The organism is Methanoculleus sp. UBA374, from assembly GCA_002508705.1.
Classification (GTDB): Archaea; Halobacteriota; Methanomicrobia; order Methanomicrobiales; family Methanoculleaceae; genus Methanoculleus; species Methanoculleus palmolei.
Genome location: DAYL01000003.1, coordinates 42063 through 66503, shown reverse-complemented (window position 1 = coordinate 66503; position 24441 = coordinate 42063). Strand labels below are relative to the sequence as shown.

The window sequence follows — 24441 nt, the reverse complement described above, 5'->3', positions numbered from 1 at the left end:
ACATCCCGACCCCCTCCCCTCACCGGATTTCCGGGGCCCCTTCTCCGATGCGCCGGGCGTAGACCGTCGCGATCCATCCGAGGAGAACCGTTCCGCCTGCGGCCAGTGCCAGAACAAGCCAGTGGACCGGGCCGGCGGTGTCCACCGCGAGCCGGACCATAAGGTTTAAGGGATTGCGGGGGACGGCCATGACAACGAGAAGGACCACGACGAGTGCCGTCGAGAAGATGAACTGGGCGCTGGTCCGCTCGCGGTAGTGAAGTGCCACGAGGGCTGCAAGGAGGATGAGGAAGAACCCGACTGTCGATGCGTGGAGGAGGATTGCGACGGCGTTATTGACCGCGATGCCGTTTAACCCGAGGAGGAAGAGCCACGCCCCGGCCTGGACCGGGACCAGGACAGCACAGGCGGCGATCTTTCCCCAGATCATCTCCGTGAACGTGACCGGCGTCGACATGAGCGTCTCGAGGGTCCGGCGCTGGTACTCCTCGGTGATGAGGTCGATGATCAGGGCCGCCGATATGATCGCCGGGAGGAGAACGAGCAGAGGGATGAGGAGACCGTAGACAAACTCAAAGAAGTTCTCGTCGTTTCCCGATTCGGGGAAGTTCAGCCCGACGGGAAAGGAAGTCATCCGGTCGGCCCGGACTTCCCGGAGTTCCTTCTCGTAGTCCTGGAGGACCTCTTTTACTTTGACGTTGATGATGCTCGACTGCAGGTCGTTTCGGACGAGGTAGAGCGTGATCTTAACCGGTTCTTCTGCGTCCGGCGGCGTATCCGGGACATAGACCACTGCCGCCACCTCTCGCTCGCGGAGTGCTGAAAGCGCCCGGTCGAGGTCCATCCGGTGAAGGATGAGGTCGTCTCTCCTCTCAAACTCATCGATGAGCGGTGAGTCCGCCCCGGCGTAGCCGATGCCGTAGGTGGCCGTCGAGTAGCCTTCGAGCGCCTCCGGGTCGTACATGGTGGTGAGCCCCACCAGCAGAAACGAGGAGAACATAGCGATGAAGACCTGCAGGAGGACGGCAAAGACGATCGTCTTCTCCGCCGAGAGCCCGGCGAGTTCTTTCTTCGCGACAAGACCAATACGGTGCGCGTTCATCCGAGTGCCCCCGTGATGAAGTAGAGGTTATAGAGACTGTGCACAACGCTCGCCGCGACGAGCCCGGGCACGTAGGCGCGCCGCCCCCAGAGCAGGAGGAAGGTGCCGGTGATCAGCACCCCGGCGATGTGGAGGAGGAGCGGCATCCAGAGCACCTGGAGGGAGAGGAAGAGGATGCTCCCGAAGATCGACTCGGTGATCTGGGCGAGTGTGGCAAAGAGGAGGAGTTTTTCCCCGACAAGGAACCCGAAACCGATGGCTACGGCCCCGGCGAGCAGATTTTTTGCCGTGAGAAAACCCGGGCGTTCCCGCGCGATCGCATAGATTCCCAGGGATTTCGCGAACTCTTCGATGAACGCCGCAAAGACGATCAGGAGGATGAGGGAGATCGGCATCGGGATGTTGAAGAAGAGGACGAGCGTCATCATCTGGGCCATAAAGACGAACGGTATCGTGAAGACGGCAAGGAGGAAGAGCGAGACATAAGGGTGATCGCGGCCGATCATATCGGCAATGAAGTCAGTGAACCTCGATACGAGGGAATTTTCTGAAAACAGCCGCTCTTCCCGGAAATTTACGGTGCCGACGTAGAAGAGGATGGCGCTTGTAGCAAAGAAGAGCGCGGTCGAGTAGACATACTCCATGGCAGTAAACCCTTCGCCCTGGAGTTCAAGGATGACCAGGGTGAGGGGGGAGATGATGCTGATGACGTGGGTGTTTGCAAAGACCGTCGGGAAGAAGAGGTACGACGTCGCGAGGGTCGAGAAAAAGATGGAAATAAACGAGAGTTCCTTGAAGCTCCGGGCGGCCATCCCGATGATCAGGGCGCTTGCGAGGAAGAAAAGGACGACCGGGATGAGCGGGATGAGGATCGCGAGCGGCGCACCGACGAAGAGGGTGATGGCGGCCGCGATAAGGAGCATGACCGTGAAATAGGGAAGACCTTTTCCGATGATGATCGCAGACGGCCGGATGGGGGTGGAGAGGAGCGCCTCCCCGGCCCGCCCCACCCGCTCGTTCATCACGCTCATCATGAAGAACTGGGAGGTGAAGTAGAGGGGGAAGATGAAGACGAAGATGAGGACGATGGAGTCCAGGGGGAGCGGCGGGGAGAGTTCCGCCGGCGTCTGGAGCCGGTCTTCTCCTCCGCCTTCCGAGAAGATGCCGGTGTAGCGGGCGAGCGGGTTGTCGCTCTCCGTCCCGGTGAGTTGCTCCCGGAGATCGTCCTCGGAGACCGGCATGGCCGACGGAGGGAGAGTCGCCGCCTCGACCGGGCCGGAAGGGGCGGGGGGCACCCGGGAGTCCGGCGGGGTGCCGACCCGCTGCCCGCTCTGGGTCGTCTGAAAGTCGAGTTCGCTCTTCACGTACTCAAGGTCGATCCAGAGCGGGTAGGCAGCGAAGAGGTCTGGCTCTTTTGCAGCCACGTAAGAGACGTAAGCCTCGTAGTCGCGTTCGAGCGCCGTCAGAGCCGCCCGTCCCTTCTCCGTGTCGGCGGCATAGATTTCCCCGTCCAGGACGATCAGGTCGTACGCGAACCGGTTCTCCCGGAGGGCGGGGCCGGCGTCGAGATAAGCGGTAAAGCGGTTGTCCTGGGCGACGATCCGGGCGACGTCGGGGTCGTCGATGCCGATGCGATAGATGCCGTCCTGCATATGGACGCCGCTCTGGGCGGCAAACGCGGTCGCCAGGACGAGGAGGACGAGCAGCCCGGCCGCAAGCGGCAGGACATGTCTTCCCATGGTGGTCATCGACTGGCTTATCTCCCAGGTGGCGATCGTCCGGATGGAGGAAGCGAAACTCATGGTAATCCTTGAGGGCGTCGGAGAGAGTTCTACCTCTGTGCAGCAACCTATTAGTAGTCATCGGAACTATATGGAACTTCGATGATTGCCGCCCGCTCTCTTGTCAAACACTACGGCGACTTCCCGGCCCTCGACGGCGTTACCTTCGACCTCGACGACGCGCAGATCCTCGGGGTGATCGGGCATAACGGGGCCGGCAAGACGACGCTCTTGAAGATCATGGCCGGCCTCGTCGCACCGACGGCAGGAAGCCTCGTCATCGACGGGATCGATGTCGCGAGAAGACCGTTCGACCTGAAGCAGAACCTGGGTTACCTTCCCGAGGAGTCCCGGCTCTACGAGACGATGACCACGGATGCCTACTTAACGTTCTTCGGCGAGATCTACGGCCTTCCGAAGGCGGCCATCAGGACCCGGAGAGACGACCTCCTCGCTTCGCTCGCGCTTGAACCGGACGGAAAGAAGATCGGGGAACTCTCAAAGGGGATGAAGCGGAAGGTTGCCCTTGCGAGGTCGCTGATGCATGACCCCGGGCTGCTCATCTACGACGAGCCGACCTCCGGTCTCGACCCCATGACCTCCCGGTCGGTGCTCGACTACATCAAAGCCCTCCGCGACCGGGGAAAGACGGTGGTCTTCTCGGCCCATAACCTCTTCCAGGTGGAGGAGGCCTGCGACCTCGTGCTGATCCTGCGCCGGGGGAGGGTGGTGGCCGGAGGGACCATGCCCGAACTCCGGGAGACCTTCGGCTCGATCACCTACCGGGTCTTCTTCCGGATACCCGATCCGGCGGCTTTCACGGCATCGGCCGATTACACCGCTTCCGAGGGCCGGTACTTCGCCGAAGCATGCTCCATCGAGGAGTTGAACCGGACGACCGCGACGCTCGCGGCAGACGGCGCGACGGTCGAGCGGATCGAGTCCCACTACCCGACACTTGAAGAGATGCTCTTAAAGATCGGGCGGTGACCCTGGCGTTTCAACCCGACCGGAGACGCATCCGACGATGATGAACTAACGGCAGAACACGGTCTCTGCCGGTGAGGTGCTGTTGTCGCGTCGATCTGCTGCCTCTCGGCCGGTCCTCCGGCACCCGCGATTGCCGGGTTATTTGCGGAGATGTTCCGGCGTGCCCGGTTCCGATCTAATACCGTTTTTTTTATTCTGCGACCTGCCTTGGCGTAGTGTTCAGCACCTTTGCCTGGCAAATCTGACATTTAAAGCACTTTCCCGGGAATCTATCAGGACGACTGGTTAGTTGTTCGAGAAGAGTCGGGAGAGGGACGGGTCGGACAGGAGTACATCACGGCGGAAGCCGGACCTCCGGTGTTCGCCTGATGCCGGAGAGAACGGAGGTCGGGTACGTAACATGCGTCGTGAGCGATCTACGCTGGAAGATGATAAACCCTGGTACCGGACAGTACTGCACACCCTGCCCGATGCGGCGCTGCTGGTTAAAGACGGCAGGTGTATCGATGCGAATGCCGCTGCCGCGGAGTTCTTCGGCGTCGGCGGGCGGGACGCGGTCTCCGGGCAGAACCTTTCCCGGTTCCTGCCGCCGGTACAGCCGGGTGGGGGAGAGACGATCGATGCCCGCATCCTGGATTCGATGCAGGGGGGGCCCCGGCAGTTTACCTGGCAGTGCAGACGGGCCGACGGCACGTCTTTTTGTGCGGAAGTCACCGTGGAGGCCGTTCGTGCCGAGGTTCCCGGTGTGACCCTGGTCCTGGTAAGGGACCCCCGCAGAGCGAATCGTCCGCCTCCCATAGCCCGGTCATCGTCTCCGATGATCCGGAAGAATTCCCTGTATGTCGTTCTCTGGAGTCCGGGACTGCGTATCCGGACCGTAAACAAAGCGTTCCTGCAGGCGACGGGCTTCGAGCGGAGAACCGTGGAGTCGATGCGTGCCCGTGACTTTGAGTCATTCGATCCGACCGCCTGGAAGATTGCGGATGTGATCCGGTCGAGGCAGACGGTCGTTGAAGAAGTCCATTTGGACTTCCCTGCGGGGGCCCGTACCATGCTTCGCTTCAGCGCTCCTATCATGGATGAAGAGGGGAGCGTTGTAGAGATACTGACTGTTTATCGGGACCACATCCCGTAGGGGAGAGTGTATGGCCCTGCCCCTTTCCAGTATCAGCACCGGCTGTTCTGCCACGTTCTGTGTTCCTGGACGTTGAGGGCGGGAATCCGCCGGAGTATTTCATGAGCCGTGCTCGCGAAGGTTTTCTCCTTTCTCAAAACCTCTTCGCCCAGCCTCTGTTCCGTTACGTCCCGGATCGACTCGATGGCCCCGACAACCTCTCCCTGGCCGTCGTAGAGCGGGACGGCCTTAAGCCACCATAATCGCGGCGTATCACCATGATTGGGCGACAGCATGGTCTCTGCGGTGATGCCGTTGCCCTCGGCATAGGTGATGGAGCGGTATCGGTTCCAGATCACCTGGTCCGGCTTTAACACTTTATTTATAAGCATGGGGACCCGCTGTCCGTAGAACGGGAGTGCATATTCATAGTTCCCTTTGCCGAGCATCTCTTCTGCGGGAATCCCGGTCAGGTCCTCCATTGCGAGGTTCCAGACGGTGACGACTTCCTTCTGATCGATTGCAAACATAGCGTCGGGCAGGTGCCGGGCGATGCGTGCCAGATGATCGTGTGACTCCCGGAGCGCCCCCTCGGCCAGAACACGGGTGGTGACGTCGCGTACCTGGACAAGGTATCCCTCCGGGAGCCCGCCTTCCTGCGACCTGAGCGGGCGGATGACACCTCCGATGTGAATGGACCCGGTTCGGGCCGTCGGGAGGAGACCCTGATTCGCGACCTGATCGAAGTCGAGGAGGCACTCAAACGGGGTCGCTGTGTTTCCGGATACCTGTACGTCATCGTTCCCGATCTTCCTGCAGACCTCCCGGAGACCGGTTCCCCGGATCTCATCCTCGCGGGAAATCCCGAATAGTTCGAGACAGGCCCGGTTGGCGTGAAGCAGCAACCCCTCGGGGTCGCAGACCGCAATCCCGATGGGGGAGTCCTCGTAGATGCTCCGGAACCACCCGGCGTTCTTACGCGAGGTCTCTTCGGCCCGCATCTGTGCGGTAATGTCGCGTGCGACGCCCATGACCTGTCGGCACGTCCCGTCCTGTGCCCTGACCGGGATGAACCGCGTATCGTACCAGGTTTCGCCGTCGGGCAATTGCAGCCGGTTTACGCTGGTTTTGATCGTGCCGGTGGCGACCGCCGATGCAATGCTCCGGCGATACTCCTCGCCCGGGTCGTCCGGAAAGAGATCCGGGAGTTCCTTTCCGATGACTTCCTCCGAAAGGCGATGCAACATGCGTACTCCGGGCGCGTTGACATGGAGTACATGTCCCTCCGGGTCGAGCAGGAAGACGACGTCCGGCAACGACTCCACAAGCGTCCTGTATCGGTTCTCGGTCTCCCTGTGCATCTCCTCGACCTCCCTTTGCCCGGTGATGTCGCTGAATACAACGACTATCTGAAACGGTTTCGCGTCTCCTGGTCTGAATCGAGGAATAGCGAGAGTATCGAGCCAATGATATCTCCTCTCCCGGGGGTTGAAGATGCCGAGCGTCTTTCTCTCCGGTATGCCGGTTGCCAGGGCCGTCGTATGCGGGAGCAGATCTTTTGTGCATTCAGAGTCGTCCTCGCAGAGAACCCGCCACCGGAGTTCACCGCAGGTTCTGCCCCGCATCTCCGAGAGCGAATACCCGAGTATCCGTTCGGTGACAGGATTGGCGTCGATTATCCTGCCGTCCGCCCCGAGATAGACGACGCCTTCGGCCAGTGCCTCAAGGAGGTTTCGATACCGTGATTCGGCCTTCTTCACGGCGTCTTCTGCTTTCTTTCTCTCCGTCACGTTACAAAGTTGCAGCACAAACCCGGATGACACGCCGTCTTCCCCGGATATCGGCGACGCCACTCCGTCCAGGCAGATCGTCTCCGGACTCTCTGTTTTCCTCATGCCCAGGTGCGGGTCTTCCTTCCCGGAATAGGGTACGGTGAACCTGACCGCTGCCCCACCTTTCAGGCGCTGCAGCATCTCCCGGGGCGTGTTCAGGATGGAGGCGACGTTTCGCCCTACCATCTCCTCGCGGTTTTTGACGCCGAAGATCGTAGCAAACGCTTGATTGACGTGAAGTACGGTGCTGTCTCTATTGCAGAACGCTATTCCGACCGGAGATTCCTCAAAGATTGCCCGAAACCACTCCTCTCTCTCCCTGAGTGCGGCCGTTCGGGTGCTCATCTGCTCTTCAAGGCTCTGCTGGCGCCAGCGCAGAGAGTCCTCGAGCATCCTGCATTCGTGGATCGAAAAGCAGAGGTACTGGTACTCGATCACTCTGCCGTCAGCGTCGCAGAGGGCCCGCCCCCTCCACCGGTACCACTGAACGCTTCCGTCCGGCACGATCATCTCGCAGTCGATCGTCGCGGTCGGGTTGCCCGGCGTGAGGCTTCGAACAAACTCCCTCCACGCCGCCCCGCCGCCCGCGATAAGGAGCGGTCGGAATACCCGCCCGATGATCTCTTCCCGGCTCTTTCCTGTCACCCGGCAGTAGGCATCGTTGGTCCATCTGACGCATCCGTCGGGGGAGACACGGACGATGCCTTCGATCTGGTCTTCCTGGAGTGCCTTTTCGCGAAGCGTCTTGAGGTGGCGTGCCTCCTCCGTGCCGCCTGTCTCCCGGAGTTCTTCTATTACAAGTGAGACCGCAGGTCGTCCGGACTCGAGCACGGTGGGGATCAGGAAGATGCGGCGGTTCGATCCTCCGGTACCCGGCAGGTGCCAGATGAAGGTTTCTTCTTCCCCCCGGAGTGCCCTCCTGAGCGAAAGAATGATATCGTCGGAGGGGTTCAGGCTGAAAAACAGGTCCTGGACCGGTTTACCGGTGAGAACTTCCGGCAACATTCCGATGAGTCCCGCGAGCGTGTCGGACACCTCCAGGATTTCCAGGTTGTGGTCAACGACGATGAGATTTTGTGAGCAAAAGCGGCGGACGGCAGCGACCGGGAGGCGCCGGGTCGGGTAGTAGATTTTGGCTACGCCGATCTGGCGCATGTCGATGGACCCCTGCCTCTGCAGTATATCGAGATATTTTGAGGCGGAGTTTCTGTTCATCGAGAGCAAAACCGCAAGATCGGTGATGCTCAACCCTTCCGGGTGTTCCTTTAAGGTGTCGAGCACCTTTGAGATGCTGTGGTCCGTGCGGGTGTTGACCATGTAGCAACGATCCTGGCGCACTGATAATTTATCGTACCCATTCATGAACATTTTATAACGCCGGGCGAATATGCACGGCATAAGATCTGTTTTAAGGGCAACATGAGGACCCACCTGTATTAGCGAGGTAAACACAGCGCTCCTACCCGTCTTCGTGCGGGATCTGAACCATCCTGGGGTGGGATGGAATGATCGCCACATACCGTAACCGGAATGCTCAGCCGCGACTCCCGTTAACCCCGGTTAGTTCACGTGACCCACGGCGGGCTGGATCTGTTCGGCACCTGCTGGGCCCCCGGTGGAGTTCACAGGAGGTGCATGCATTCGCACACGAGGTTGACCATGATAACAGACGAACAAGCGGCACCTCCCTCCCTTGACCCGTTGGAGGGAAGTCGACAGCAGGCAGAGATCATCTTTCAGGAGTACCCGATGCCCACCGTCCTCTGGGACCGGGATCTGCACGTAACGGCGGTGAACAAAGCATTTCTGCAGGTTACCGGCTACAGCGGAACGAAAGGCGGGTCCATGGCGCTCAGGGACTTCAGCCGGTCGGGCGAGGAGGTGGTGGACGCCTTCAGGACGAGCCGGTCGTCGTCCCGGGAGGTGACGGTCACCCTTCCGAATGGCATTTTCACGTTCATCTGCTATAGCATCCCGCTCCCCGACGGGGCCGGCGGCGTTGAGAGCGTGATGACCGTCTACCAGAACATCACCGATCAAAAACTGGAGATGGAGCGACTCCAGGTGCTTCAACAGCAGTCGGACGCGATCGTTCAGGAGAACCCGATGCCGATCCTCCTCTGGAACCCGGACCTGACCATACGGGTGGTCAACAGGGCTTTCCAGGAGATGAGCGGTTTCTCCGAAGAGCAGGGCGCTCACCTCACCGTCCGGGACTTCAACTACATCAACCAGTCCGGGGAGGGCGTCGCGGACACGGTGAGGAGCCGCAAGGACAGCAGGGGCGAGGCCACCCTCGAGTTCCCGGCGGGTATCCGCATCGTCGAGCGCTATAATATTCCCCTTTTCGATAAGAAGGGAGATATCGTGAACGTGCTCACCGTCTACAACGACGTCACGGAAAAACGAACCCTTGAAGAGCAGCTCCATGAGAGTATCGGGGAGCTCGCGGAGAGCCTCAGCGCGATCGCCGCCGGCGATCTGACCCGACCGGCGCCAACCCATGCGAATGATCCGCTGGATGAGGTCAAGAAAGACCTGAACGAGGCGCTCAATAGTCTGAGAGACTTCCTCCAGCACACCCTCGAACAGACGGACGCCCTCGAACACGCCATCGAGGATGTCGGGAAGGGAGCCGACGAGATCGCCCGCGCATCCCAGCAGGTGGCGAACACCGCGCAATCAACCTCCGACGGCTCAAAAGAGCAACTTCTGCAGCTCGAACAGGTCACGCGGGAGGTCGGCGATCTCTCCGCCGCCATCGAGGAGATTGCCAGTACCGCCCAGGAGGCCCGGGACCTTTCCATGAATGTCGCAAAAGACGGAGAATCCGCCGTCGGACTCGGCAACGAGGCGAGTATGAAGATGCAGGCGGTGCAGCAGATCTCCGAGCGAGCCGTCGGGGAGATCACGAACTTGAATGCGAAGATGCAGGATATCAGCCACATCGTCAAGCTCATCACCGATATCGCCAATCAGACCAATCTTCTCGCGCTCAACGCCGCAATCGAGGCCGCCCGGGCCGGAGAGCACGGCCGCGGGTTTGCGGTCGTTGCAGGCGAGGTCCGGAACCTTGCCGGGGAGTCGAAGAACGCGACCCGTCAGATCGAGGAGGTGATCAGCGGCGTCACCACAAGCAGCGGAAAGACCGCCGAGGCGATGCGGGAGGCTCACACGGAGATCCTCGGCGGGATTCAGAGCGTGCAGAGGACCATCGACGCCCTGAATCAAATGGTCACCGATGTCAACGGTGCAGTCAGCGGCATCTCGGATATCTCCCGGGCAACGGAGAACCAGGCCGATGCGACGAACGCCGTCACGAAGAGCGTCGACGAGGTCTTCACCCTGATCCGCGAGAGCGAGAAAGGCATGGAGAACCTCGCGGCGCTTGCCGAAGAGTCGTCCGCCTCGACCGAGGAGGTTGCCAGCGCCTCAAACGAGATCCGGCAGATGGCCCAGCACCTCCGCGGGAGAGTCGCGGCGTTCAGGTTCCAGTGAGGCCGGGAGCATGACCGACGTCGTCGAGTTCGAGCTGGGGCAGGAACTGTATGCGATGGATATCCGGTTTGCCCGGGAGATCGTGGAGATGATGCCCATCGCTCGCATCCCCCGGGCGCCGGACTATATCGCCGGCATCATGAATCTCCGGGGAGAGATCACCACCGTCATCGACCTGAAACAGTTGATCCGGATCCCGGGAACATCGGGAAACAACCCGAAGATCATCGTCCTTGTTGCCGAGGCTACCGGGGGGTCGAACCTCGGCATCATCGTGGACGATGTGTACAGCGTCATCCAGGTGGCCGAGAGCGATATAGAGATGGTGGATGAAGGGCTCTCCTCCGGGGTCCACACCTTCGTTAAGGGGATCATCAAATTTACAAAAGATGAGGATGACCGGAAGCAGGCCGATGAGAGGGGTCGACAGGGGACCGGGCTCATTCTCTGGATCGATATCAAGAAGATCCTCGACGATCTCGTCAAGAGTGGTCAGGTATAACTCTCCGGCGGAACGCGGCATATCCTCAAAAATTCTCTTTTTCCGATCCCGCCGTCCCCCCCGCACCCCCTGTTACGGGACGGGGCTCCAGGGTCCCGGCCTCTCTCCCCTGCACAAGGTCTCTCCCGAATTTGCCGTCGGAGCAGGATATATATAACAGCGGCATACATGTGCCTCCTTGCGTCCCGTTATCATTATAGCAACCGGCATCCTGTGAGATATCATGGTGCAGGTGAGGCCCGGCGGGGCGACCGGGCGCCCCGCCGTGACCTCAAGGCGGTCCCGGTAATCGCAGGGAAGATCATCACCTGCGTAGGAGGAAAATGATGCTGAAGAATTGAATATTCGACGGGCCTGAAGGGATTTGAACCCTTGGCCTACGGATTAAGAGTCCGTCGCTCTGCCGAACTAAGCTACAGGCCCACGCATCTGACCTAATAGTATGGCACGGGAAAAGGTATAAATCTTGTGGAACTCTCCCGAAAATCGCCGAAATGGAATCCCTTAATAAGATGAGAAGTTACACCATTGTACGCATGCCTGAGGCAGTCCAGAGCGTTTCAAAAGAACGTATTAAATACATTATTCTTGGCTGCGGGAGCACCGGCTATAATGTTGCCGAGGAACTCGCGCAGGAGAATGAGGATCTCATCATCGTCGATAAGGACGAAAAGCGGGTGGAGGATCTTCGGGATCAGAAATACGAAGCGATTGTGCGCGATCTCCAGGACCCGAACCTGATGGACGGGTTGCCCGTACCGGAGATCGCGTTTATCCTCACCAACGACCGGGAGGCAAACCTGGCGGCGCTCAAGACTGTCAAGAACCGGTATCCGGCGACCTATGTCATCGCACGCGCCGCCGACCCGGTCAGCGTCGATCTCCTCCAGCAGGAGGGCGCCGATATCGTTCTCTATCCGCAGGAAGTGGTGGCCCGGACGGCCATTCATCATATCCGGAAACTTCACTCCTCAAGGCTCGCCCTGCGGCTCTACGACATGCTTGCCGGCTGGGAGGGGACGCTCTGCATCGTCACTCACTTAAACCCCGACCCCGACTCGATATCGAGCGCCATGGCGCTCTCGATGATCGCGCGGCACGCAAGCCACAACAAACTTCTGTGCCGTATCGTTTACGAAGGCGATATCGGGCACCAGGAGAACCGGGCGTTCATCAACCTCCTGGACATCAAGATGGAACGGCTCACTCCCCAGATGCTCGAAGAGTGCAACTACATCGCTCTGGTCGACTCATCCGCACCCGGCGTGAACAACGAACTCCCCAAATCCACCCGGGTCAACATCATCATCGACCACCACAAGAACGGCGACCAGTCTTCCACGGTTGCCGACTTCATCGACATCCGGCCGGGGGTCGGCGCCACCGCGAGCATCCTGACCCAGTACCTGATGGAACTTGATATCCCGGTGAGCAAACCGGTCGCCACCGCGCTCCTCTACGGCATCAGGGCCGATACAAGGGACTTCAAGAGAAACGTCACTCCTCAGGACCTTAACTACGCGGCGTTTCTCCTTCCCCTGACCGACTCGGAGCTCCTCGACAAGATAACCTCCCCATCTTTATCGCAGGAGACCGTGGAGATCATCGGGAACGCCATTCGGAACCGGCGGATCAAGAGCGGGTACCTCTTCTCCGGCGTCGGCTACATCCGGAACCGCGACGCCCTCCCGCAGGCGGCCGACATGCTGATCCACCTTGAAGGCGTAAATACCGCACTGGTCTACGGCATCAGCGATCAGAACATCGTCATCTCCGCCCGGAACAAGGATATCAGGCTTCATCTCGGCAACGTGATGGCCGAGGCTTTTGGCCCTATCGGCGAAGCGGGCGGGCACGCTACGATGGCCGCCGCCCTGATACCGCTCAATTACTTCTCGATGGTGAAGGAGAAAGAGGGCCTGCTCGCCCTGATCATCGATCCTATTCTCAAACGGTTCTCAAGTATCGTCGGCCTGGATAATGAGGACGAACAATGAGGTTTGCGGACTGGGAACCTCACTACACTGCAATTCTTGAGTATTTCGGGTTTGAGCGCGAGGCGGACGAGGCGGCCGCCCGGTTGCTTGCGGATCTTGCCTTCGGCCGGGACGATGTCGGGCTGCTTGAAGCCCTCATCCGCGATAAAACGGTCACGGTCTGCGGGAACGCCCCCTCCCTTCCGGAGGAACTCGACCGGGTGGAGGGAACGGTGCTCGCCGCCGACGCCGCCGCCGAAGTGCTTGTGGACCACGGGGTCCGGCCCGACGCGGTCTTCACCGACCTTGACGGAGCGACCGATGTCTTCGTCGACCTCTCCCGGCAGGGGACGGTGATGGTCGTGCACGCCCACGGCGACAACATCCCGCTCCTCCGCCACTGGGTGCCTCTCCTCCCGGGCCCGCTCGTTGCCACCACCCAGGCGGCCCCCCTTTCGCACGTCCACAACTTCGGCGGGTTCACCGACGGCGACCGGGCGGTCTTTGCCGCCGATGAACTCGGTGCGGCGCGGGTCCGGATCGTCGGGTTCGACCTCTCCGACCGGGACGTCGACCCCGTCAAGCGGGGCAAACTCTTCTGGGCGCGAGAGCTTCTCCACCTGATCGGGTATGACCTCTAACGCTCTCATCGTCGACGGCTACGTCGACGAACCCGCGTGTCTCGGCGTCTCCCCTTACATCTCGCCCTACGTCCGGGAGGTCGCGGGCGTCCTCTCCGAGCACGGCTACGCCGCCCGTTACGTCACCATCGACCAGGTCCGGGCCGACCCGGCTCTCATCGCCGGCCCCGGTCGCGGCGACCTTGTGGTGATGATCGCGGGGATGACCGTGCCCGGCGCCTATATCGGGGGGAAGCCGGCGACCCTGACGGAGGTCCAGCAACTCGGGACCCTCCTTCGGGGACCGACCACCGCCGTCGGCGGGCCGATAACCTTCGGCTATGCTCCGGAAGGCGGAAGGAAGGCGGTTCGGCAGGCAATCGCCGGGTTCGACGTCACGCTCTCGGGGTCTCCCGCGGTCGCGCTCGATGCCTGGCTCTCGGGCGGGGAGCCCGTCGGCCGCACCGACTACTCCCGGACGGACCCCTGGTCCGTAGCAGGCGCCGGGATTGTTGCCCGGCACCCGGCGTTCCCCTACGTGATGTGCGAGCTCGAGACCGCGACCGGGTGCTCCCGTGCGACGGTCGGGGGATGCTCCTTCTGCACCGAACCCTTCTACGGCCTCCCGTGTTACCGCAGCATCGAGGGGATCGCGGATGAGGTGGCGGCGCTCCACGCGGCAGGCGCCCGCCACTTCAGGCTCGGCCGGCAGCCGGACCTTCTTGCCTACCGGAGTCCCGGCGGGGAGTTCCCGGTCCCGCGCCCGGAGGTGCTTGAAGACCTCTTCTCAGCCGTCCGGGCAGGTGCTCCCGACCTTGCAACCCTGCACATCGACAACATCAACCCGGGCACCATCGCCCGGCATGAGGACGCGGCGCGGGCGGCGCTTGCGGCCATCGTGGCCGGCCACACCCCCGGCGACACCGCCGCCTTCGGCATGGAGACCGCCGATCCGGCGGTGGTGGCGGCGAACAACCTCAAAGCCATGCCGGACGATGTCTTCCGGGCGATCGAGGTGGTGAACGACGTCGGGGGGAGGCGGACCCGCGGCGTCCCTGAACTCCTGCCGGGTTTGAACTTCATCGTCGGCCTCGCGGGAGAGACGCCGGCGACGTTCGACGCAAACGAGGCGTTCCTCCGGCGGGCGCTCGACGCCGGGCTTCTGGTCCGGCGGGTCAATATCCGGCAACTGATGCCGTTTGAGGGGACGGCGGCCTACACGAAGAATACCCTCGGGGAGCACGATGCCCGGTTCCGGGCCTTCAAGGAGTGGACCCGGCGAGAATTCGACGAGCCGATGCTCCGCCGGGTCTTCCCCGTCGGTACCGTCCTTTCCGACGTCGTCGTCGAGATCCCCGGAAAGCCGTCGTTCGGGCGGCAGATGGGTTCATACCCTATTCTCGTCGGAATCCCTCTTGAACTCCCGGCGAGGACCGTGCTCGACGCCGTGGTGGTGGACTGGGGGATGCGGTCGGTGACGGCCCTCCCCTGCCCGGTGGAGGTCAACACCCTCCCGATAACGGCGCTCCGGTGGCTTCCGGGCGTCGGCCGGAAGCGGGCCGCAACAATCGCCGCCCGCCGGCCGTTCCGGGACCTTGCGGAGTTCCGGAAGGTCGCAGGGGAGACGGGAATCGAGGGTGTGATGAGGTTTTAGGGAGGCGCGCGGGGGAGTGAGGTGGTCGATTATCAAACGAGGTTGTCCCACAACGATCTCCGAACCAATGGTGCCCACACATCAGAGCATTAAGACGACCTCCGACTCAGTACTTCGCTAATACGCATGGAACGCTTCCCCCTGGACAATTGTAACCGACGGTCTAATATTCCCCACCCGTTCCCCCCGTTGAGCCTGGTGAACCCTTGCAGTCCCCGGGTCCCAATAGACAGACGGATAACAGACGTTGATGACGACGCCTCCGGGCTCGGTGAGGACGACGGACGGAAAGCGATGTTCCGTAAGGAACGGAGCTCGAGAAAACGCGAAGCGTTTTCAAACGTCCGGAGTCAGAGCACCGCAGGTGCGAAGGATGCTGGTCCATCCCCACCGAGACCTATCGCAATGTTGGGAGAGGGGGCCGGGGGGAGAGGGTGCAACCCTCTTCCCCTGAGATGTCGGCACACACGATCTCTGTGCATCCGAGCGTCGCCGTCTGAGTGTAGGCAACCCGTGTCGTGACAGGGTCAGGGGCGGGAGACCCGGGTCGCACCTGCGGTGCTCCAACGCCGGCCCTGACGGCCCGGCGTTCCCTAAAACCCCACCCCTTGTAATGAATGGGTCAGGCGTGGGACCCTAGCCGGACCCACGCCTGACCAGGGCGACGATGTCCCCCTCCCGGTCGCAGTATTCTGGGACAATCTCCGCATTACGTCGAAATTATAGTAATTCGTGGGTTTTTTAGAAAAATTGGGATTTCCGATTTTTCTTTTTGTTGATGCTTCTTCAAGCTCGCCTTCGGTAACCCTGGTTGAAGCATGTACACGCGGGGGTGGGAGTATTCCCTCCCCTCAAACGTAGCGCTTTGGGATGACCTCAAGGTTTGAAGATCGTTTTGGGACAACCTCAAGTACCTGGTACAGACCTGCAGATGTATTCTCGTACCCCAATCAACGGTATGGTTCTTATGCGAGCCCATCGTACTCAAATTTGCGAAGGGAACATCATATGAAGCCCTGTCATATCGTCCTTCTGCTCATCCTCCTTACCGCAGGGTGTGTTTAACCGGGGACCGTTGATCTCGTAACGGTTACACCGCCGCCCACTGTAGACACCCTGACCGAACTCCCCTCCGATAACGTACCGTCACTCCGGGAATCCTTCTTCTTCAGGTTCGAGGGATGGGAGGAACCCGCCGAATACACGAGTTTCCCCCCGCCTACGTATCTTCCCGGGAGTATACCCTCTACGGCCTCCAGATAGTTACCGTCTGGAACGAGACGGAGCCTTACGATCGCCGCACAACGATCGGCGAGACCCTGCGCTACGTGCGTGACGGTACACTGCAGAATGGGTGGACGTGGACCCCCGAGACGGTTCTCCTCGAAGTCTCCTGGAGCAAGTATGGGTACAACCCCTATGCAGACGATCAGACCGTTACCACAGAACCGAAAGTCGTTGAGATCAACGAATATGCAGGGCAGATCTACGAGACCGAACAGGAACGGCTGATCGTCTGGGCAGCCGGAGATGCCACGTATCAGGTACGTGGGCCGCTCGAACGCGATGAGCTGATCCGGGTGGCGCGGTCGATCGCCTGTTGATCGGCAGACACCATATGCCCGGGACCGAACTTCACCAGGATAGGATGGCCTACCCCGCTTTTGCAGATGGTCGATCGATACGTACGTCGCTGTGGCCGTAAAATATAAATATCAAAACGTTGACGTCCCCTTGCGGATGCTCAAAAAAGCGTTCGCATCATGGTGGAGGTTCACCTGGCCTTGCACGGATAGGGTGAACCCCCCACGGCCCGAAGGCAAAAAAGTGGTTCGCATTCCATGTATATTAAGGTTGTGCATCTTTTGCCTCCGGGGATGTAACAGGAGGAAGTCAAATGAATGGAAAGATTGGAATGCGGGCACTCTCCGCGCTCTTTGCTATACTGCTGGTGAGCGTGACGATGGTGCCGGCGGTGGCTGCGTATAGCGAGGCGAAAGTGTATGAGGATGCTCTGGGAAGCGTCGAGATCGTCAGAGAAACCGCGAGTGCCAGGGAGAGCTATGTAACCGTTCCGCACAAAGGCGACTCCGACCAAAAATTCTTTGTTAAGGAATGGAAGGATGAGGTGGATGGAAGAGAGGTCTGGAGGATTAATGTATTTGAGGTCGATTCCAGAGGGGCTGTTGCTAACACCCCGATCCTCAGAGACTCGTACTACTGGAACGACTCAACCGGTCTTCACATACACTTTGGAACTTACGATATGGATAATTTGATCGCACCAGGGGGTTTTTTAGTAGTCGAAAGTCTAGGAGCGGCACTGGCCGTAATATTGGGACTAGCTGCTCTCCCCGCACTAGCCTTGGCCGTGGCGATTGCAGGAGCGTTAATCTTCAACGCCTGGTACTACAGGAATCTAGATGGAAGTCTGGACATGTATTTCAGTACTCTGACTCTTGCACTCATTCCTGTGTACCTGGCGATGCCGGGACCGCAACCGATTGTCGTGAGACTGGGATCGCACGATGTGCCGGTGCTTATATAACCAATACGAGCCCATTTTTTGGGGTTGAATTCCATGAAACGAAAAAAAATAATTATTGGATTCACGATCTTAGGTTTTATTATATTGCAGTTTGTTTTCTATAGGCTCATAGGTATCTGGGAAGAAGGCGCGAAACACGGTTTTTCCCAGGTCACGTTCATACTTGGAGTGGTGCTGGGCGTAGCATACGCCTACTTAGCATATATTGTTGACACACGCCTTCTCGACGATCCGTAGAACTATTTCATTACACCGAATGGAAAACGGTTCAAATGAAGACAGATTCAAACGAGAGACCGAGCAGGGCAGGGGGAGCAGTACTCGGGCTACTATTGGCAATCACATGGATCGTTCTTATTCTATTGCTCGTTGAACGTATCTTCTTCCCTCATCAGGGCGGCGGCATTCAAAATCCCGTCATCAACTGGCTTTATATCGGTCCCATGGTGTTCCTTGTCTGCGCCGGGAACTACCTGATGTACCAGCGGAAAGTAGGAGGTACCGAAGCCGCTCGTGGCGCAGCTGAACTTAAAATTCTCTTCTTTGGCGTTTTGCTCTGGTTCCCCGTCACACTGGCGCTGTTTCTCATGCAGTGGGGCGGTCACGGGCAACTGAGTTCGATGGTAGGGCTCCTGACCATGCTCATTATGCTCGCTATTTACACGTTGTGGGAGAGACGGCAGTACGGAGACATTCTCCTGAAAGCGCAGAGCAGGACAATTCACGTTAAGGTAGCGGAAACGCGAGATCACTATCTGTCCCCGGTTTTTCTCTCTCACACCGGGGTAGTGCTCCATTAAATCACTGGTATCACATTTCTAGTGTCTCTACATATTATTCACATATTTTTATTTATTCTCAAGAATAGTATTGCCCATGTCCCGTGCCCGCAGTTCCGGCACGATGACCTGCCAGAATTCTGGATGCCGGTTCTTCCAGCTTGAGGAAGGGAAAGATCTCATTATGAATGGGAGGAATTGTGCTGGGAATCAGCAGTATTTCTGTAAACACTGCCAGACGTTGTCAACGGCGGCGTAACTTTGTGCACTTTCGGCGGTCTAAAAGTGTACATCGGACAACACTCCCATCACTGTGTTTGTACCCAGGGAAAATCTATTGGAGAGCTTATCGGCAACATCCTCGATGCCGCCACCCTTGCATTTCTGGACGAATTAGAAACTGGTGAAACAGTTTCCATCGTCGCAACGTCTTAAACACCAACCAACCATCGACAAACATTAACTAAGGACGGATTTGCGTGTCGCATCATCCAGTTGTTAGCGGGAAAAAACTCATCAAAACTGAGTGAAGAGGAACTATCCACCCCCTACTTCTCCTCTCTCAGTTCCATCACCCGGAGCACGTCCGTCCGGGTGACGATCCCGACAAGATTGCCGTCTTCGACCACCGGGATTCTCCCGATATTCATGCCCGAGATGACCTTCAGCGCATCGATGAGCGGCGCCGACGGCGAGAGGGTGGTCGGGGTCCGGGTCATGACGTCCCGCACCTGCATCGCCTCCCGGTCGACCGGCGAACTCTTGTGGACGTCGGCGAGAGCGACGATCCCGACAAGCGACCCCCGTTCCACCACGGGAAACCCGAGGTGTTTCGTCTCGTACATCATATCCATCAGCTGCGGGAGCGGCATCGTCGGTTCTACGGTGACGACCGGGCTGCTCATTGCGTCCGCCACCGTGACGTCCTGCAGCAGGATGTTGTAGCGGAGGTAAGTGGCCTCCTGGTTTGCCCCGATGTAGATGAAGAAGGCGATGAGGATCAGGATGGGGTTGAGGAGCAGGAGTCCGATGATCCCGAAGATGACGGCAAACGCCTTCCCGACATCGGCGGCGATCCGGGTTGCCTGGGAGAGCGGCAATCTTCGCGCAAGCCATGCTCGAAGCACGCGCCCCCCGTCCATGGGAAACGCCGGGATAAGGTTGAACGCAAAGAGCAGGACGTTTAAGAGACCGAGATAGCCGAAGGTGAAGACGAGGACGCCGGCCAGCCCCGGGTCCGGGACGAGAGCGTCGAAGACGTAGACCAGAGCACTGCAGATCACCCCGACGGCAAGGCTCATGAGCGGACCCGCGAGCGCCATGGGGAGTTCCACCTTCGGGTCCGGCATCGTCTCCTCCATCTGGGAGACCCCCCCGAGGATGAGGAGCGTGATGCTGTGGATCTTGATCCCCTTCGCTTTCGCGATGAGCGAGTGGGCCAACTCGTGGATGAAGACCCCGACAAAGAGGCCGAGCGCAACGACGGTCCCGAGGATGTAGGGATTGAACCCAGCCGTGATCAGCGTCACGTCGATTGGAACATCGAAGAGGACTGCAATCACCTCGGTCGTGAGCAGGATCTGGCTCCCGATGATCCAGGCAAAGAGAGGGATCACTAGAAGAAAACTCCAGTGCAATTTGACCGGAATCCCGGCCAGGTTTCCGATCTGCAACGACGCATCCATGAGAAAAGAGTATCTTTTTATCATTTATAGTAATATACCTTCAGAGGATGCCGATGAGAACACAGATTACAGAGCTGTTCGGACTGAGTGTCTATACCGATAGGGCTGTATATATCGGGAACGTCGATGATGTCGTGCTCGACGTCGACCAGAAGAAGATCGACTCCCTTGCGGTCGGCGAGCTCAACCCCGAGATCGGAGAGGTAAAAGGCTACTCGGGACTGCAGATCCCCTTCCGGGTCGTAAAGAGCATCGGGGATATCGTCATCGTCCGCCATATCCCCGGTATCTTCAGGTCGCCGGAAAAAGAAGAATAAACGCGAATCCGACCGGTCCGGGGCTCCTCATACATCTGATAGCATATGGATATTCAAGACCGGGAGATCTTCGCGGGTCTCACCATCTTCCCCCCTGTTTTTGTCAGGCTCGACGGCCGGGCTTTTCACCGCCTGACCCGGACGCTCAATTTCAAAAAACCGTTCGACCCCGCCTTCTGCGCGAGCATGCGGGCTGTCTGCCGCTACCTCCTCACCGAAAGCGGTCTTGCTCCTGCGTTCGCCTATACCTTCTCCGACGAGATCAGCCTCTATTTTAAGACGCTGCCGTTCTCCGGGCGGGTGGAGAAGATCGACTCCGTGACCGCCGCGATTGCGGCGAGCAGGCTCACGATCGAACTCAGGTGCGCCGAACCTCTTGCGTTCGATGCCCGGACAATCCCCGCAACGGGGGAGTTTGCTGTCGAGTACCTCATCTCCCGGCAGAACGAGGCGTGGCGGAACCATATCAACGCCTACTGCCAGAGTGCGCTGGTCGACGAAGGGATGAGCCCCCGGGAGGCCGCCGCCGCACTCCGGGGGATGCGGTCCGATGCGATGCACGAGATGATGTTTGAGCGAGGCATCAACCTGGCGGCAACGCCTGCCTGGCAGCGGCGGGGTATGCTCCTCTACCGGGAAGAGTGCATAAAAGAGGGGTATAACCCCATAACGGGCGAGATCGTGCAGGCCCAGCGGACCTGCATCCGGGAACCGGAGGTGACCCCTCTCTTCTCAACGGACGAGGGGGCCGCCCTGATCCGTTCACTCACCGGCGCGTGAGATGCCGATCTGCATCCGCACGCCTTCCACGTCCCAGTCTTTCTCGAGTTCAAAGGTCTCTGCCGGCTTCTTTCCGTCTGCGTGGCGGACGGTGAGGGTTGCCGCCCGCACCTCTCCGGCGATCTCGTTCTGCCACACCTCTTCCCCGATGAGCGAGGCCACCCTTCCATCGGCAATATCCACGGCTGCGGCGATGAAGTCGTCGACGTTCAGGTCCAGCTGGCGCCGCATCTCCTGGATTCGCCGGATGACCTCGCGAGAATAGCCCTCGGCTTCGAGCGCCGGCGTGAGGGTGACGTCCACGTAGACCGTCGCGTCCTTCATGGGGGCGGAGAAGACACCCTCGGGGAGGGCCTCCGCGAAGGCGACGTGACGTGCAGACACTTCGTAGCCGTCGAGTTCGGCTTTTCCGTCCCGCTCGATGGTGGCCTTCAGGGCGGTGCCGTCCGCCCGCTCGATCAGCGCCTTGACCTTCGGCCCCTCCCTGCCGAACTCCGGGCCGACACTACGCATCACCGGTTCTGCCTGCCAGAGGAGCCGGTCCCACGTCCCGTAGACGACCCGAACCGTCCGGGCGTTCGCCCGGTTCCGGGCAAGAGCGTTCAGGTCGTGGAAGGCTGCCTTCACGTCTTCGCTTTCGGTGACTACCACGACCTCTTCTACCGGCCAGCGGAGTTTCCGCTTTCCGGCCTGCCGGGCGTTGGCGACCGCGTCGTCGAACGACCGGATGACCTCCATGTCGGCCTCAAGGTGCGAATCGATCAGGAGGTCGTCCACCTTCGGCCAGTCGAGCATATGGACGCTCTCCGGGTCTCCCGCAAGACGGAGGTTCCGGTACATCTCCTCGGTGATATGAGGAGTAAACGGAGAAAGAAGCACTATCAGGCGGCGCATGACGTAGTAGGAGGCCTCGTAGGCATACCGCTTCTCCGGAGAATCCTCTTCAAGCCACATCCGCGGCCGAACGATCTGCACGTACCAGCGGGAGAGGTCCTCGAGGATAAAGGCGGAAAGCGTCCGCGTTATCCTGTGGAGCAGGTACTCCTGCATATCCCCGGCTATCGACCGGGCGAGCGAGTTGACCCGGGAGATGATCCAGCGGTCTTCCTCCGGCATTTTTTCGATGTTGTCCCGGACGAACGCGTCGTTCCACCGACCGCCGTCGTCGGACGCCGGCTGGAACGAGTCGAGGGCCATATACGGGAGCGGGAACCGGTAGACGTTCCAGAGGATGTTGAGCGCCCGGTGAATGGTCTTCACGCCGTCCCAGTTGAACTTCAGGTCGTCCCAGGGGGCGTTTGCCCAGAGGACGTAGAACCGGAGGACGTCGACGCCGAACTGGTTCATCACCTCTTCGGGCGTCACGACGTTTCCGAGGCTCTTGCTCATCTTGCGCCCATCGGCGTCGAGAGCAAACCCGTGCATCAGGACGCTTTTGTAGGGAGCGCGGGAGAACGCCATGGTGCTTGCCCCGAGCTGGGAATAGAACCAGCCCCGGGTCTGGTCCTGTCCTTCGGTGATGAAGTCCGCCGGCCAGTAGCGGTCGAAGGCCTCGCGCCGCCGGGGGAACCCGAGGGTTGCCCAGGACGCGACCGCCGAGTCGAACCAGACGTCGAAGATATCGGCGACCCGGTGCATCTTTCCGCCGCAGGAGCACGGGATGGTGACCGCATCCACGTAGGGGCGGTGGGGATCGGGGATCGCCGTTCCCGACCGCTCTTCGAGTTCGGCGATGGTGCCGATGACGATCTTCTCTCCGCACTGCGGGCAGTGCCAGATGGGGATGGGGATGCCCCAGTAGCGCTGCCGGGAGATGCACCAGTCGCGTGACTCCTTGACGAAGTCATGGAACCGGGCGCTTCCTGCCCATTCCGGATACCACTTCACCTTCGTGATCTCGTCGAGCATCCGGTCGCGGACGGTGGTGGCCTTCAGGAACCACTGTGCCGTCGCACGGTAGATGATGGGGGCCTTGCACCGCCAGCAGTGGCCGTAGCGGTGGGTGATCGTCTTCCGGGCGAGGAGGTAGCCGCCGAGTGCGTCGATGACGACATCGTTTGCGTCCCGGACGTACATGTCGGCAAACGCCCCGGCCTCCGGGGTGAAGCACCCTCCGGCGTCGACCGGGCAGAAGACCTCAAGCCCCTCCCGGATACCGACCAGGTAGTCGTCCCACCCGTGGCCGGGGGCGATGTGGACGAGGCCGGTGTTCTCGAGCGCGACGTAGTCGGCCGCCACGACCCGGTGCCGGATCTCCGCCTGGTGCGGCACGTGACCGGCGAGCGGGGAGGTGTACTCCATGCCGACGAGGCTGCTCCCCGGGACCTTATCGAGGACCGTGTAGTCCTGATACCTGCCCATCTTCAGGACGGGTTCGACGAGTTCTTCGGCGAGCCAGAGAACCTCCTCGCCGTTGTCTTTCTTCGCCCGCACCCGCGCGTAGGTGAACGCGGCGTTGACCGCCACCGCCACGTTCGCGGGAAGGGTCCAGGGCGTCGTCGTCCAGATCACGAGGTACTCGTTTTCGCGCCCGACGACGGGGAACTTGACGAAGATGGAGGGGTCGGTCTCATCCCAGTAGTCCACTTCGGAGTCGGCGATCGCCGTCTCGCACCGGGGGCACCAGTTCACGACCCGGTGGCCGCGTTCGAGGAGCCCGTGCCTGTCGGCCTGCTGGAGCGCCCACCACGCGGACTCGATGTACTCCTCCTTGATGGTCTGGTAGGGGTTGTCGAAGTCGAGCCAGATGCCGAGCCGCCGGAACTGGTCGCTCATGATCTCCATGTGCGTCAGGGCAAACGTCCGGCATTGTTCGATGAATGCGGCGATACCGTACTCTTCGATATCTTTCTTCGAGGTGAACCCGAGCTGGTGCTCAACCTGCACCTCGATGGGGAGGCCGTGCATGTCGTAACCGGCGCGCTCGATGACGTTTTTGCCCAGCATCCGCTGATACCGGAGGATAGCGTCTTTTATGATCTTGTTCCAGGCGGTGCCGAGGTGAATGTTGCCGGTGGTGTACGGCGGCCCGTCGACGAAAAAGAACGCTTCCCCATCCTTCCTCCTCTCCTGGACACGTGCATAGATATTTTCGCTCTTCCAGTAATCCTGGACTCGCGTCTCGATCTCGCGCGGGTTATAACTGCTGGTGACTTCTTTCACCTCATATCCCTCATAGTCACACTCTGGTGTACCATTTGTTGTTGTGAGACAAAGTGTTTGTGTGTGCCCCGCGTGCCCCGCAGGGCAGGCGGGGCAGGAGC

At 60.1% G+C, this 24441-nt stretch carries 18 protein-coding genes and 1 tRNA gene; 13 read left to right on the top strand and 6 right to left on the bottom strand.

Features of this window, described 5'->3' with window-relative positions:
- Window positions 1-19: 19 nt before the first annotated feature.
- Entirely contained in the window at window positions 20-1102 is a 1083-nt protein-coding gene (locus BRA42_RS01095) for an ABC transporter permease (RefSeq protein ID WP_292407244.1), read from the bottom strand.
- The gene (locus tag BRA42_RS01090; RefSeq protein WP_292407247.1) at window positions 1099-2904 is read right to left on the bottom strand and encodes a PrsW family intramembrane metalloprotease; all 1806 of its coding nucleotides are present in this window, start codon (window positions 2902-2904) and stop codon (window positions 1099-1101) included. Before BRA42_RS01090 ends, BRA42_RS01095 begins: the two co-directional genes overlap by 4 nt.
- Window positions 2905-2985: 81 nt before the next feature.
- Here BRA42_RS01090 and BRA42_RS01085 point away from each other — a divergent pair, with 81 nt between their 5' ends.
- Both BRA42_RS01085 and BRA42_RS01080 read left to right on the top strand, forming a co-directional pair.
- The gene (locus BRA42_RS01085; protein WP_342770652.1) at window positions 2986-3873 is read left to right on the top strand and encodes an ABC transporter ATP-binding protein; all 888 of its coding nucleotides are present in this window, start codon (window positions 2986-2988) and stop codon (window positions 3871-3873) included.
- A gap of 400 nt (window positions 3874-4273) precedes the next feature.
- Window positions 4274-5008: a PAS domain-containing protein gene (locus BRA42_RS01080; RefSeq protein ID WP_342770653.1), complete on the top strand. Its 735-nt coding sequence runs from the start codon at window positions 4274-4276 to the stop codon at window positions 5006-5008.
- A gap of 32 nt (window positions 5009-5040) precedes the next feature.
- On the opposite strand, the gene BRA42_RS01075 is transcribed toward BRA42_RS01080, so the two are convergent.
- Window positions 5041-8157, bottom strand: a complete 3117-nt coding sequence (locus BRA42_RS01075; RefSeq protein WP_342772062.1) for a PAS domain-containing protein — start codon at window positions 8155-8157, stop codon at window positions 5041-5043.
- 321 nt (window positions 8158-8478) lie between these two features.
- Between BRA42_RS01075 and BRA42_RS01070 the strand changes: the two genes are divergently transcribed.
- Window positions 8479-10317, top strand: a complete 1839-nt coding sequence (locus tag BRA42_RS01070; protein ID WP_292407259.1) for a methyl-accepting chemotaxis protein — start codon at window positions 8479-8481, stop codon at window positions 10315-10317.
- A 10-nt stretch (window positions 10318-10327) separates the two neighbouring features.
- The gene (locus BRA42_RS01065; protein ID WP_292407262.1) at window positions 10328-10819 is read left to right on the top strand and encodes a chemotaxis protein CheW; all 492 of its coding nucleotides are present in this window, start codon (window positions 10328-10330) and stop codon (window positions 10817-10819) included.
- 349 nt (window positions 10820-11168) lie between these two features.
- Here BRA42_RS01065 and BRA42_RS01060 read toward each other — a convergent pair.
- Window positions 11169-11242, bottom strand: a tRNA-Lys gene (locus BRA42_RS01060).
- 113 nt (window positions 11243-11355) lie between these two features.
- Between BRA42_RS01060 and BRA42_RS01055 the strand changes: the two genes are divergently transcribed.
- The 7 genes from BRA42_RS01055 to BRA42_RS01025 all read left to right on the top strand — a co-directional run bounded on the left by BRA42_RS01055 (window position 11356) and on the right by BRA42_RS01025 (window position 18417).
- Window positions 11356-12816: a DHH family phosphoesterase gene (locus BRA42_RS01055; RefSeq protein WP_292407264.1), complete on the top strand. Its 1461-nt coding sequence runs from the start codon at window positions 11356-11358 to the stop codon at window positions 12814-12816.
- A complete protein-coding gene (locus BRA42_RS01050; protein WP_292407268.1) occupies window positions 12813-13436 on the top strand; it encodes a 6-hydroxymethylpterin diphosphokinase MptE-like protein in 624 nt (207 codons plus the stop codon). Before BRA42_RS01055 ends, BRA42_RS01050 begins: the two co-directional genes overlap by 4 nt.
- Window positions 13426-15069, top strand: a complete 1644-nt coding sequence (locus tag BRA42_RS01045; RefSeq protein ID WP_292407271.1) for a radical SAM protein — start codon at window positions 13426-13428, stop codon at window positions 15067-15069. The genes BRA42_RS01050 and BRA42_RS01045 overlap by 11 nt, the downstream gene beginning before the upstream one ends.
- Before the next feature lie 1181 nt (window positions 15070-16250).
- Window positions 16251-16673, top strand: coding sequence for a DUF4367 domain-containing protein (locus BRA42_RS01040; protein ID WP_292407274.1), 423 nt, complete (start codon window positions 16251-16253; stop codon window positions 16671-16673).
- A 293-nt stretch (window positions 16674-16966) separates the two neighbouring features.
- Window positions 16967-17617 (top strand): hypothetical protein, encoded by a 651-nt coding sequence (locus BRA42_RS01035; RefSeq protein WP_342770655.1) that lies wholly within the window; start codon window positions 16967-16969, stop codon window positions 17615-17617.
- Window positions 17618-17650: 33 nt separating this feature from the next.
- Window positions 17651-17854: a hypothetical protein gene (locus BRA42_RS01030; protein WP_342770656.1), complete on the top strand. Its 204-nt coding sequence runs from the start codon at window positions 17651-17653 to the stop codon at window positions 17852-17854.
- 35 nt (window positions 17855-17889) lie between these two features.
- Window positions 17890-18417: a hypothetical protein gene (locus tag BRA42_RS01025; protein ID WP_292407283.1), complete on the top strand. Its 528-nt coding sequence runs from the start codon at window positions 17890-17892 to the stop codon at window positions 18415-18417.
- Window positions 18418-18944: 527 nt separating this feature from the next.
- On the opposite strand, the gene BRA42_RS01020 is transcribed toward BRA42_RS01025, so the two are convergent.
- Complete coding sequence (locus BRA42_RS01020; RefSeq protein WP_292407286.1) at window positions 18945-20081, bottom strand: CBS domain-containing protein; 1137 nt, start codon at window positions 20079-20081, stop codon at window positions 18945-18947.
- Window positions 20082-20134: 53 nt separating this feature from the next.
- On the opposite strand from BRA42_RS01020, the gene BRA42_RS01015 reads away from it, so the two are divergent.
- Together BRA42_RS01015 and BRA42_RS01010 are read left to right on the top strand one after the other, a co-directional pair.
- Entirely contained in the window at window positions 20135-20398 is a 264-nt protein-coding gene (locus tag BRA42_RS01015; RefSeq protein WP_292407290.1) for a PRC-barrel domain-containing protein, read from the top strand.
- Between the two features lie 45 nt (window positions 20399-20443).
- Window positions 20444-21178, top strand: coding sequence for a tRNA(His) guanylyltransferase Thg1 family protein (locus BRA42_RS01010; protein ID WP_292407293.1), 735 nt, complete (start codon window positions 20444-20446; stop codon window positions 21176-21178).
- Here BRA42_RS01010 and ileS read toward each other — a convergent pair.
- Window positions 21161-24340 (bottom strand): isoleucine--tRNA ligase, encoded by a 3180-nt coding sequence (ileS, locus tag BRA42_RS01005; RefSeq protein ID WP_342770657.1) that lies wholly within the window; start codon window positions 24338-24340, stop codon window positions 21161-21163. The genes BRA42_RS01010 and ileS overlap by 18 nt on opposite strands.
- Window positions 24341-24441: the final 101 nt, after the last annotated feature.